This is a genomic window from Saccharopolyspora sp. 7B, from assembly GCF_020177435.1.
GTDB classification, from domain to species: domain Bacteria; phylum Actinomycetota; class Actinomycetes; order Mycobacteriales; family Pseudonocardiaceae; genus Saccharopolyspora_C; species Saccharopolyspora_C gregorii.
Map to the genome: position 1 here is coordinate 1 of NZ_JAIUKC010000233.1, position 9,567 is coordinate 9,567.

Sequence of the window (9,567 nt, forward strand, 5' to 3'; positions counted from 1 at the left end):
TTCGCCGCGGGGCCCCCCCACACGATGGTCGCCGGGGGTGTTTTAGACCCAAACCCCCCACCGGGGGGCGCCGGGGCGGGGGGGCGCCCCCCCCCCCCCCCCGCGGGGGCCCCTTTTTTGTGCTGCGCCTCGACTGCGAGCGACGCGGCATCCACACTCGGACGGCACCGGTAGAGCGGTGGCGCCGAGGTCTACGCTGGTACTCAACCGAGTTTGCACGTCCAGGAGGTCTGGTGTCCGGGTCCGACGACACGCGTGGCGGCGGCGACCGCCGCGGAGCCGATTCCGGCCGCAGCGGCCAGGCCGGCAAGAACGGATCGGCAGGGCGCGGTTTCGGCGGCCGGAACGACCGAGGCCGAGACGGCGGATCCCGCGGCTCGGGTGGTGACCGCGGCCGACAGGGCGGTGGGAGCCGGTTCGCGAACAACCGCGACCGCGGCGGACCGCGCATCGAAGATCGCCGGGCTGATGGGGGGCACCGTCAGCGCGCCTTCGGGCAGGGACGCGACGAGCAGACCTGGGGTGACCCTGGCGACAAGGGCGACTCCAAGTTCCGCAAGGACAACCGGGGCCGTCCGGCCGACAAGGGCGGCTTCCGACGGGACTCCAAGTTCGACGACCGCAAGGGCGGACGTCCGGGCGAACAACGTCGTGGTGGCTTCCGCGACGAGCGTCGCGGTGACGATCGTCGGAACGACGGCGGCCGTGGCGGCTCGGGAGGCGCACGTCGCTTCGACCGGCAGGACGACCGCGGCCGTGGTTTCAACCGGGACGACCGGCCCAACCGTTCCTACCGCGACGACCGGCCTCGGGACGACCGCGGTGGCGACCGGAATCGCGGTGACTTCCGCGGTGGCGACCGGAACCGTGGTGACTTCCGCGGCGGTGACCGCCGGGACAAGCCGCGGTTCGACGACCGCCGCGACCGCCAGGGCTCGAACTTCAAGCGCGACGACCAGCGCCCGGACAACCGGCGCCCTGATTACCGGCGCGACGACGACAAGCGGGGCGGCGACCGGCGGAGCGACAACCGCGCGGGCGGCAACCGCCACCAAGGCGGCGGCCACCGTTCCGACGACCGTCCGCGCAACGACCGCCCGTGGCAGGACCGCAAGAGCGACGGCCGGGACCGCGGCGGCCGCTCCTGGTCGGACAAGCGCGACGATCGTGGCGGCGACCGGCGGCAGCGCGACGATCGTCGCGATGACCGCGGCGGCCGTCCCTCCTACGGGCGTCCGAAGGACGACCGTAGGGGCGGTGACCGTCCGCAGGGCAAGCGCGACCGCTTCGACAACGACCGCCCGCGGCGCGACGACCGGCAGCGGCCGCAGTCCGACAACCGCGGTCCGCGCCGACACGACCGGGACGCCGCGCAGCGTTCCAGTGCGGCAGCCGAGGAGAACGTCGAGACCAAGCCCGTCGAGGTCGCCCCGGAACTGCCGGAGGACGTCGACGTCTCCGAGCTGCACGGTGAGGTCCGCCGGGACATGCGCTCGCTGCCGAAGGGACTCGCGGACAAGGTCGCCTTGCACCTGGTCGCGGCCGGGAAGCTGATGGACACCGACCCAAAGCAGGCGCTCGTGCACGCGCGGTACGCGCGGCACCGCGCTTCCCGCATCGGTGCCGCGCGCGAAGCCAACGGGCTGTGCGCCTACCAGATGGGTGAGTGGACCGAGGCGCTGTCCGAGCTGCGCGCCGCGCGCCGCATGGGTGGTGGTCCCGGACACATCGCGATCATGGCGGACTGCGAGCGTGCGCTGGGCCGTGCGGAACGGGCCCTGGAACTGAGCCGCAGCGCCGAAGCCGCCGAGCTGACCGGTGGGGAAGCGGTGGAGCTCCGCATCGTTGCCGCCGGTGCCCGCCGCGACCTCGGCGAGGTCGAAGCGTCCGTGGTGAGCCTGCAGATTCCCGAACTGGACCCGAAGGTTCAGGAACCGTGGAGCGCCCGGCTCTTCTACGCGTACGCCGACAACCTGCTCGCCGCCGGCCGGGTGCAGGAGGCGTTCACCTGGTTCGTGCACGCCGCGCACGCCGACGACGACGGTGAGACGGACGCCCCGGAACGCCTGGACGAGCTGGTGGTCCTGCTCGGCGGTGATGCCGAAGCCGAAGAACTCGTGGCTGAAGCGACCGCTGCCGGACCCGCCGCGCTCGACGACGCGGGCGACGTCGAGCTCACCACCGAATCCGAATCCGAAGCCGAGGTGACGGTGGAAGAACCCGTGGACGCGGGTGACTCCGCTGCGGAACCGACCACGGCGCAGGCCGTCCCCGCGACCGCCGAGCCCGATGCAGCCGCGGTGGAACAGGCCCCGGCCTCGAAGCAGACAGCGGTGGACGGAACGCAGTCGGCCGACCGAGCGGTGAAGGCGAGCGACCCGCGAGGGGACGAATCGCAGTGACCGGAACGCTGCTCGACCACCACGACGCGGTGCTGCTCGACCTCGACGGCACCGTGTACCGCGGCGGCCAACTCGCGCCCGGGGCGGACGAGGCCATCGAGGAGGTGCGCCGGAAGTGCGTGCAGGTGCGGTACGTGACGAACAACGCGTCCAAACCGGCGCAAGCCGTCGCCGACCACCTCAACGCGCTCGGCCTGCAGGCCACCGCGGACGAGGTGAGCACCAGCGCTCAAGCCGGTGCCGCCCTGCTCGCCGAACAGCTGCCGACCGACGCGAAGGTGCTCGTCGTCGGCTCGGAGGCGCTCGCAGCGGAGGTCGAGCAGCTCGGACTCACCCCGGTCCGGGAGAACGCGGACGAACCGGTCGCGGTCGTGCAAGGCCACTCTCCGGACACCGGGTGGTGGAACCTGGCGGAAGCGTGCCTGGCCATCCGCGCCGGAGCGACGTGGGTCGCCTGCAACGCGGACGCCACGCTCCCCACCGAACGCGGTGAGCTGCCGGGCAACGGCTCCATGGTCGCGGCGCTGCGCGCGGCGACCGGTCAGGAACCGCAGGTCGCCGGCAAACCGGAACGCCCGTTGCTGGACCGCGCCGTGTCCTCGGCGCGGGCCGGGCGGCCACTGATGGTCGGAGACCGCCTCGACACCGACATCAGCGGTGCCGTGCGGTCCGGGATGCCCTCGCTGATGGTCCTGACCGGGGTGGGAACCCCGGCCGACGCGTTGTTCGCGCCGGTGGAACTCCGGCCCGAGCACATCGCGGACGATCTGCGCGGATTGCACCTGCCGCACGAGGTGAGCGCCGTCGGCGACCAGCCCGACTGGAAGGTTCGAGTCGCGGACGGTGTTCTCGAACTGTCGGCCGCGTCGGACCGGCCGGAGTCGTCCGGAACGCGGGAGCACGCGCTCGGTGCGCTCCGAGCCCTGTGCGCTGCGTGGTGGCCGGTCGGCTCCGGGCAGGTGACCGTGCGCTCGGCGGATTCCACGTCCACCGATGCGTTGCGCCGATTGGGCTTCGCCTGAAGCGACCGGCTCCGCACGTCCGGGGTTCAGTTCGGATAGCGTTGATGTAGTCGCCGCGAGACGTCCGGCGATGTGGGCGACAGAAGCGGGAGACGATGACCTCTCCAGGGCAGGGCGGTGCATTCGCGCCGAACCCGTCGATGCTGGCGAAGTCCTCGGACGACGGTTCGGCGGCCGAGCACGCCATCGGTGAAGCGCTCGCGCGTCTCGACGAGGTGCGTGAGTTGCCGGTGGCCGATCACGTCCAGCGGTTCGAGGCGGTGCACACGGCGTTGTCCGAAGCGTTGAGCAGAGCCGAGAACATGTTGTCCGGTTCGACGGGCGGCGGGTGATCGGAGTGCCGCGCAAATCGCGTTTGGACGCCGAACTCGTGCGCCGCGGGCTCGCGAGGTCGCGGGAGCAGGCCGCGGAACTGATCGCCGCCGGTCGGGTGACCGTGCGGGGCATGGTCGCCGGGAAACCGGCCACCGCCGTCGAGATCGATGCCCCGGTCGTGGTCGCCGAGGACGTCGACGACCCGAAGTGGGCTTCTCGCGGGGCGCACAAGCTGCTCGGCGCCTTGGAGGTCTTCGGCGCCGACGGGCTGGCCGTCGACGGGCGCCGGTGCCTCGACGCCGGTGCCTCCACCGGTGGCTTCACCGACGTGCTGCTGCGGCAGGGTGCTCGGGAAGTGGTGGCGGTGGACGTCGGGTACGGCCAGCTGGTGTGGGCGCTGCAGACCGACGACCGGGTGCGGGTGCACGACCGCACCAACGTGCGCGCCCTGGAACCCGCCGATATCGGCGGTCCGGTCGATCTCGTCGTGGCCGATCTGTCCTTCATCTCGCTGAAGCTCGTGCTGCCCGCGCTGTCGGCGTGCTCCGGGCCGGAGACCGACTTGGTCCCGATGGTCAAACCGCAGTTCGAGGTCGGCAAGGAGCGGCTCGGTTCCGGCGGCGTGGTGCGGGACCCCGAGCTGCGCGCGGAAGCGGTCCTGGACGTGGTCCGCTTCGCTGCGGAGTCCGGGCTGGGGCTGCGCGGCGTCACCGCCAGCCCGCTGCCGGGGCCCTCGGGCAACGTGGAGTTCTTCGTCTGGCTGCGGTCCGGTGCGAGCACCGACCCGGCGGAAGCGGCGGAACTCGTCGCGGAAGCGGTGCGCACCGGGCCGCAGACGACGGACAAGGGCGGTGGGGCCCAGAAGGCCGCCGCCGGCACGGCCGGAAACCGACGAGGGGGCCGCAGTTGACCCGAGAGGTGCTGCTGGTGGTCCACACCGGTAAACAGCACAACCTGCGCACCGCGGAGAAGGTCGCCGGGCAACTGGTGGGAGCCGGCGTGCGCGTGCGCGTGCTGGAGGATGAGGCGCGCGACCTCAGCCCCGGCTGCTACACCCAAGCGGTTCCTTCCGGACCGCACTCCGCCGCGGGCACCGAGCTGGTGTTCGTGCTCGGTGGCGACGGGACGTTGCTGCGCGCCGCCGAGCTGGCCCGGCTGCCGGGCGTCCCCGTGTTCGGCGTCAACCTCGGGCGGGTCGGTTTCCTCGCCGGGGCCGACTCGGATGCGTTGGACCAAGCGGTGCTGGCCGTGGTCGAAGGCCGGTACCACGTCGAAGAGCGGATGACCGTCGACATCACCGCGATGCTCGACGGGAAGGTGCTCGCGACCACGTGGGCGCTGAACGAGGCCAGCGTGGAGAAGAGCAGCCGGGAACGCATCCTCGACGTGGTCGTCGAGGTCGACGGCCATCCCGTGTCCGCGTTCGGCTGCGACGGGGTGCTCTGCTCCACCCCGACCGGATCCACGGCCTACGCGTTCTCCGCTGGCGGGCCGGTGGTCTGGCCGGAAGTGGAGGCATTGCTGGTGGTGCCGAGCAACGCGCACGCGCTGTTCGCCCGCCCGCTGGTGGTGTCGCGGAACTCCACCGTAGCGCTGGAGATCGACCACGGCGGGCACGACGCGGTGCTGTGCTGCGACGGGCAGCGGCACTTCGACCTGCCCGCGGGGGCCAGGGTCGAGGTCGTGGCCGGGGCGAACCCGCTGCGCCTGGTCCGGTTGTACGACGCGTCGTTCACCGACCGGTTGGTCCGGAAGTTCGAGCTCCCGGTCCAGGGGTGGCGCGGCCCGGCAGCCGACTGACCGGCCGCGAACCGCAGTCGAGCGCGGTCGCGCGGCACCGCCGCGCGCGGATCGGCGTGATTGATCGGACTGGCGGGGGCCGAGCGGTCGGGGCCGCCCGCTAGGGTGCTTGATGTGTTGGCTGAGATGCGCATCCAGGGACTGGGAGTCATCGACGATGCCACGCTTGAGCTGCACCCAGGCCTGACCGTGGTGACCGGTGAGACCGGAGCTGGCAAGACGATGGTGGTCACGGGGCTGCACCTGCTCAGCGGTGGTCGCGCCGATGCTTCGCGAGTCCGATCGAACACTCCGCGGGCTCTGGTGGAAGGGCGGTTCGAGGTCGCCCCCGAATCGGGGGCGGCGAAGGTCGCCGGGGAAGCCGGTGCCGAACCGGACGAGGACGGCAGCCTGATCGCGCTGCGCAGCGTGAACAGCGATGGTCGTTCGCGCGCGCACCTGGGCGGCCGGGCCGTGCCGAACGCGGTGCTCTCCGAGCTGTCGGAGCAATTGCTGGCGGTGCACGGGCAGAACGACCAGCTCCGGCTGCTGCGCCCCGGCGAGCAGCGCGCGGTGCTGGACCGCTTCGCCGGTGAGCCGGTGGCCGCCGTCCTGGAGCAGTACCAGCGGGTTCGCGCCGACTGGACCGCCGTGGTGCGGGAGCTTGCGGAGCGCACCGACTGGGCCCGGGAATGGGCACGGGAGGCGGAGCTGCTGAAGCACGGCCTGGACGAGATCGAAGCCGTGGCGCCGGAGCAGGGCGAGGATGAAGCCCTCGTCGACGAGGCGCGGCGGTTGTCCGACGTCGACCAACTGCGCGAGATCGCGGCCGGTGCACAGCACGCGGTGAGCGGTGCGGCCGACGGCGATCCGGAGTCTCCGGGCGCGATGGGCCTGCTCGGTGACGCCCGGCGCCGGCTCGGTGCCGCCGAGGACCCGGTGCTGCTCGACCTGGACTCGCGGGTCGCGGAGGCGACCGCGGTGCTCTCGGACGTGGGTGCCGAGCTGGGCGGGTACCTGGACCGGCTCGACGCCGACCCCGGACGGCTGGAACAGGTGCTCGCCAGGCAGGCCGAGCTGAAGAACCTCACCAAGAAGTACGCCGCCGACGTCGACGGCGTGCTGGCGTGGGCCGCGGACGCGCGGGAGCGCCTGGCCGGGATGGACACCTCCGACGAGGCGCTGGCCGCCCTGGCGCAGCGCCGCGACGAGCTCGCCGCCGAACTGGCGGAACACGCCCAGGTGCTCACGAAGGAACGGCAGGAGGCCGCCGTGGGGCTCGCGGCCGCGGTCTCCGAGGAACTCGCCGGACTGGCGATGGCTCAGGCGCGGCTGGAGGTCGTGGTCGAGCCCAAGGAGACCGAGGCGTCGGACACCGCGGCGCTGGCGGTGGGGGACCGGACGCTGGCCGCCGGCCCGGACGGCACCGACGAGGTCGAGCTGCGGCTCATCGCGCACTCCGGTGCCCCGTCCCTGCCGATCCACAAGGGCGCCTCGGGTGGTGAGCTCTCGCGGGTGATGCTCGGGCTGGAGGTCGTGCTCGCCGACGCGGACACGGTGCCGACGCTGGTGTTCGACGAGGTCGACGCCGGGGTGGGTGGCCGGGCGGCCGTCGAGATCGGTCGCCGCCTCGCGAGGTTGGCGCGGACCCACCAGGTGGTCGTGGTGACCCACCTCGCGCAGGTAGCCGCCTACGCGGACCGGCACCTCGTGGTGGACAAGGGATCGAACGACACCGGACTCACCCGGAGCGACGTGCGCACGGTCGCCGACGGTGAACGAGTCGCCGAGCTGGCCCGGATGCTCGCGGGTCTGGATTCCACCGCCACCGGCCGGGCGCACGCCGAGGAGCTGCTGGCGACCGCCGCGTCCGACAAGTCGAAGGCCGGACCCGCGAAGGGCGGGCGCGGCGGGAAGAGCGCCGCCGCGAACCCCCGCTGACCCGATTGATCCATTTGGATCAATCAAGTAGGGCTGAACGGGTGTGGTCGTACGGCGTGGCGACCTCCCGGGCGGTGATCCATTTGTCACCATCGGTGTATGAAGCTCAGTGGTCTGCTCACACGTCAGGAGGAGCTGCCGGGAGTGACCGGTACGGCGCGGGTCCCGCGCCGCACCGGCGAGCTGCCCTCGCGGCTCGGTCCCGGTGACATCGTCCTGCTGGACCAGGTCGACCTCGACCGCCGGACGGCGGACGTCCTGGTGGCGGCAGGGGTCATCGCGGTGGTCAACGCCGCGCCGTCGATCTCGGGGCGGTTTCCCAACCTGGGCCCCGAGGTGCTGTCCGCGGCCGGCGTCACCCTGATCGACCGCGCCGGCCGGGAGGCGATGCGCGCGGTCAAGGACGGTTCCAAGGTGCGGTTGCACGAGGGCACGATCTACTCGGGCGGCCGCGAGATCGCGTCCGGTGTGGAGCAGGACGCCGATTCGATCGCGGACCAGCTGATCGAGGCCAAGACGGGGATGACCTCGCAGCTCGAAGCGTTCTCGGCGAACACCATCGAGTTCCTGCGCACCGAGCGGATGCTCATCCTCGACGGCGTCGGGGTGCCCGCGGTGACCGTGCCCATCGAGGACCGCCACGTCCTGGTCCTGGTGCCCGGTTACGGGCACGCCGACGACCTGAAGCGCCTCAAGCGCTACATCAAGCACTACCGGCCGGTCCTGATCGGGGTGGACGCAGGTGCGGACACGCTGCTGCGGGCCGGGTACCGCCCGGACGTGATCGTCGGTGATCCGAACGGCATCGAGAAGGACACGCTGAAGCGGGCCACCGAGGTCGTGGTGCCCGCGCACCTGGACGGGCACGCACCGGGGATCGCGCGCATCCAGGACCTCGGCATCGGTGCGCTGACCTTCCCCGCCTCCGGGAACCCGGAGGACCTTGCGCTGCTGATCGCCGATGCTCACAACGCCCGCCTCGTGGTGACCGTGGGCTTCCAGGCGACCTTGCACGAGTTCCTGGACCGCGGCCGGTCCGGCTCCAACCCGTCCACGTTCCTGACCCGGCTGCGGCTGGGGAGCAGGCTCGTCGACGGTGCCGCGGTGACCGCGCTGCAGCGCAACGCCGGGTCGAACTGGGCGGTGGTCCTGCTGCTGGTGGCCGCGCTGCTGGTGCTCGGCGTGGCGTTGGCGGTGTCCGGATTCGGAACGTCCTTCCTCGCGGTGCTCGCCGACTTCGGCCGGTCCGCGTTCGGGCAGCTGCAGGAGTGGTTCGCATGATCTCGATGCGCCAACACGTGATCTCCCTGGCCGCGGTGCTGCTGGCCCTGGGGGTCGGCATCGTGCTCGGCTCGACCTCGCTCAGCGAGCGGTTGCTCTCGCATGTCGGCGAGGAGCGCGACTCGCTGAGCAACCAGGTCGACGAGCTCGGTGCGGAGCGCACCGCGCTCCGGGACGAGCTGGACGGCGCCAACCGGTTCAGCGCGGCCACGGCCCCGATGACGGTGCGCGGCAGCCTGGCCGATCGCGGTGTCGTCCTCTTCAGCACCTGGGACGTCTCCGAGCAGGACCGCGCCGGAATGCGCCGGCTGATCGAGGAATCGGGCGCGGAGGTGACCGGTGAGGTGCAGCTGGACCGGGCGATCGCCGAACCGGATCGGGCCGACCAGGCGCGGAAGCTGGTCACCCGGCTGCTCCCCGCGGGGGTGCAGCTGCCCACCGCCACCGACGTCGGAACGCTGACCGGCGGGCTGCTGGGGCCGCTGACCCTGCTCGACCAAGGAGCCGGTGCGCCGCAGGTCTCGCCGGAGGAGCGCGCGGCGGCGCTGACCGGCCTGTCCGAGGGCGGTTTCGCCACGGTGGTGGGCGAGGTGCGCGCCGCGCCGCTCGCGCTGGTGATGACCGGCGGCGATCAGGCGGGCTCCGGGGCAGAGCCCGGTGCGGCCGACCGGGCTGCCTTCCTGGCCCGCTTCGCCTCGCAGCTGGACCGCTCCGGGGGCGGCGCGGTGCTCGCGGGTGCGCGCGGTTCCGCCGACGGCGACGGGGCGGTCGGCGTCGCCCGCGCCGACCGGGCGGTGTCCTCCGCGTTGTCCACGGTGGACAACGCG

9 protein-coding genes are annotated in these 9,567 nt (G+C 72.5%); 8 read left to right on the forward strand and 1 reads right to left on the reverse strand.

All coding sequences use genetic code 11. From position 1 onward, the window contains the following. Nucleotides 1-203: 203 nt before the first annotated feature. A complete protein-coding gene (locus tag LCD33_RS27625; protein ID WP_224968774.1) occupies nt 204-1,469 on the reverse strand; it encodes a hypothetical protein in 1,266 nt (421 codons plus the stop codon). Nucleotides 1,470-1,487: 18 nt separating this feature from the next. Here LCD33_RS27625 and LCD33_RS27630 point away from each other — a divergent pair, with 18 nt between their 5' ends. The 8 genes from LCD33_RS27630 to LCD33_RS27665 form a co-directional block, all read left to right on the forward strand. Beyond that, on the forward strand, nt 1,488-2,402 hold the full coding sequence (locus LCD33_RS27630; RefSeq protein WP_224968776.1) for a hypothetical protein: 915 nt from the start codon (nt 1,488-1,490) through the stop codon (nt 2,400-2,402). Further along, the gene (locus LCD33_RS27635; protein ID WP_224968779.1) at nt 2,399-3,424 is read left to right on the forward strand and encodes an HAD-IIA family hydrolase; all 1,026 of its coding nucleotides are present in this window, start codon (nt 2,399-2,401) and stop codon (nt 3,422-3,424) included. The genes LCD33_RS27630 and LCD33_RS27635 overlap by 4 nt, the downstream gene beginning before the upstream one ends. A gap of 95 nt (nt 3,425-3,519) precedes the next feature. Next, entirely contained in the window at nt 3,520-3,756 is a 237-nt protein-coding gene (locus LCD33_RS27640; protein WP_224962229.1) for a hypothetical protein, read from the forward strand. A 5-nt stretch (nt 3,757-3,761) separates the two neighbouring features. Beyond that, nucleotides 3,762-4,649 carry a TlyA family RNA methyltransferase gene (locus LCD33_RS27645; protein ID WP_308011334.1) on the forward strand — a complete coding sequence of 296 codons (888 nt, stop codon included), beginning with the start codon at nt 3,762-3,764 and terminating at the stop codon, nt 4,647-4,649. Next, on the forward strand, nt 4,646-5,539 hold the full coding sequence (locus tag LCD33_RS27650; RefSeq protein ID WP_224962225.1) for an NAD kinase: 894 nt from the start codon (nt 4,646-4,648) through the stop codon (nt 5,537-5,539). Before LCD33_RS27645 ends, LCD33_RS27650 begins: the two co-directional genes overlap by 4 nt. Before the next feature lie 114 nt (nt 5,540-5,653). Continuing rightward, nucleotides 5,654-7,459 (forward strand): DNA repair protein RecN, encoded by a 1,806-nt coding sequence (recN, locus tag LCD33_RS27655; protein ID WP_224968781.1) that lies wholly within the window; start codon nt 5,654-5,656, stop codon nt 7,457-7,459. 99 nt (nt 7,460-7,558) lie between these two features. Next, a complete protein-coding gene (gene steA / locus LCD33_RS27660) occupies nt 7,559-8,740 on the forward strand; it encodes a putative cytokinetic ring protein SteA (RefSeq protein WP_224978452.1) in 1,182 nt (393 codons plus the stop codon). Then, nucleotides 8,737-9,567 (forward strand): copper transporter (locus LCD33_RS27665; protein ID WP_224978453.1); only part of this gene is annotated, 831 nt, incomplete at its 3' end. The genes steA and LCD33_RS27665, both read left to right, overlap by 4 nt.

What these genes read in the sequence shown, in the direction of transcription:
- LCD33_RS27630 (WP_224968776.1), top strand. Translation starts at nt 1,488, where the DNA reads ATGCGCTCGCTGCCGAAGGGACTCGCGGACAAGGTCGCCTTGCACCTG.
- LCD33_RS27640 (WP_224962229.1), top strand. Translation starts at nt 3,520, where the DNA reads ATGACCTCTCCAGGGCAGGGCGGTGCATTCGCGCCGAACCCGTCGATG.
- steA (WP_224978452.1), top strand. Translation starts at nt 7,559, where the DNA reads ATGAAGCTCAGTGGTCTGCTCACACGTCAGGAGGAGCTGCCGGGAGTG.